Genomic DNA, 1,166 nt, shown 5'->3' on the forward strand with positions numbered 1-1,166 from the left:
GGCAGCAGGTGATGGGCCACAACCCCGCCTATTTTCAAAAGGGTGCAGACTATCCGGTGGAGCAGGTCTCCTGGGAGGATGTGCAGCAGTTTATTGTCAAACTCAATGCGATGGGCAGTTATCGCTATCGACTGCCCACCGAGGCGGAGTGGGAATATGCCTGTCGCTCTGGCGGCGAAGAGCAGCGTTTTGCAGGCAGTGACGAAGCGGAGAGCGTGGCCTGGTATGCCGACAACAGCCAGGAGTGCACCCATCCGGTGGGAGAAAAGGGTGCCAACGGTTTGGGTTTGCATGATATGTGTGGCAATGTTTGGGAGTGGTGTGAAGATTGGTATGATGACATGGCCTATGCCAAAGCAGGAGCGCGGGCTTGCAACCCGTTGCGACAGAATGAGGGCAGTGGTGACCATGTGTTGCGCGGCGGTTCTTGGAGCGATCAAAGCAAATTTTTGCGTGCTTCCTATCGCGATTGGGGGCGTGGCGACTATCGCGGATATGATTATGGTTTCCGCTTGCTGCGTATTTGATCTTTGGTAACTATTCACCACCCAATACAACTGGGGGTCCAGGGAGGGCTCCCTGGACCCGCAGTTGTGTTGGGTGGTGAATAGTTACCAGGGCATAAACTCAAAATGCGCAGCAATGGATAGAGTAGGCCATGAACAGCCCACTGCATCACCCCTGCCCCCCTTATGGCACGCTGTTAGGGGCGCAACGCACGGGAGCGGCACATCTCCTCCGCCAACTGCCCTGTCAGGATGCCTGTGGCTGGCTCTGGCAAGCAGAACCGCAACCGGCCACTCTGCTCCTGGCTATCGCCGACGGCCATGGCGGATCCTCCTATGATCGCAGCGAACAGGGTGCACAACTGGCGGTTGCCGAATCTCTGCAGCTTCTGCAAGAGTGGACTCTTTCCTTTACCCATCCCCAACAACTGCTCAACGCTCTGCGCAGCGATTTTGCCCGTTTTTTGCGCCGTCGCTGGCGCCAGGCGGTATTCCAGCACCACGCCCACCTCGATGCAGCCCCGATTGGCGATGAAGCCGCACTCTTGCGCCGCTATGGTGCAACCCTGCTCTTGCTGCTGATCCAGGAGGAGTTGGTCTTTGCCGGGCAGATCGGCGATGGCAAACTGCTGCGCATCCCCGCCAACGGCCCCCCTTGTG

At 58.1% G+C, this 1,166-nt stretch carries 2 protein-coding genes; both read left to right on the forward strand.

What is annotated here, in order from left to right:
• Positions 1-527: formylglycine-generating enzyme family protein (locus EJP87_RS16810; RefSeq protein WP_130472975.1), on the forward strand; the 527-nt coding region annotated here is incomplete at its 5' end.
• 131 nt (positions 528-658) lie between these two features.
• Positions 659-1,166: protein phosphatase 2C domain-containing protein (locus EJP87_RS16815; protein WP_193771503.1), on the forward strand; the 508-nt coding region annotated here is incomplete at its 3' end.

This window comes from Candidatus Magnetaquicoccus inordinatus (genome assembly GCF_004217665.1).
Taxonomy (GTDB): domain Bacteria; phylum Pseudomonadota; class Magnetococcia; order Magnetococcales; family Magnetaquicoccaceae; genus Magnetaquicoccus; species Magnetaquicoccus inordinatus.